The organism is Brevundimonas sp. ZS04 (assembly GCF_001956865.1).
GTDB lineage: Bacteria > Pseudomonadota > Alphaproteobacteria > Caulobacterales > Caulobacteraceae > Brevundimonas > Brevundimonas diminuta.
Window position 1 is genome coordinate 1 of sequence record NZ_MTHE01000065.1, and the last position, 420, is coordinate 420.

Annotated in this window: 1 protein-coding gene; it reads right to left on the minus strand. The window is 64.8% G+C overall.

Annotation, left to right across the window (positions count from 1 at the left end; all coding sequences use genetic code 11):
• Window positions 1-39 precede the first annotated feature (39 nt).
• A partial coding sequence (locus BJP32_RS16790; protein WP_076224893.1) for a peptidylprolyl isomerase occupies window positions 40-420 on the minus strand: 381 nt, incomplete at its 5' end.

Sequence of the window (420 nt, forward strand, 5' to 3'; positions counted from 1 at the left end):
GTGTCCGGCCGGGGCTCTCCTGCCCCCGGCGGTACCCGACTAGGAAATCGTGATGCTTTCGATGACCTGGTCGGTCGTCGGGCGATCGCGGCCGTCGGTGTCGACGAGGCTGATCTTCTCGACGACGTCGTAGCCGTCGGTGACCTTGCCGAACACGGTGTGCTTGCCGTCGAGCCAGCTGGCGTCTTCACGGGTGACGATGAAGAACTGCGATCCGTTGGTGTTCGGGCCGGCGTTGGCCATCGCGAGCGCGCCGCGGACGACCTTGTGGTCGTTGAACTCGTCCTCGAACTTGTAGCCCGGGCCGCCGGTGCCGGTGCCCTGCGGGCAGCCGCCCTGAATCATGAAGTCGTCGATGATCCGGTGGAAGATCAGGCCGTCGTAGAAGCCCTTGCCGACGAGGTCCTTGAAGTTCTGAAC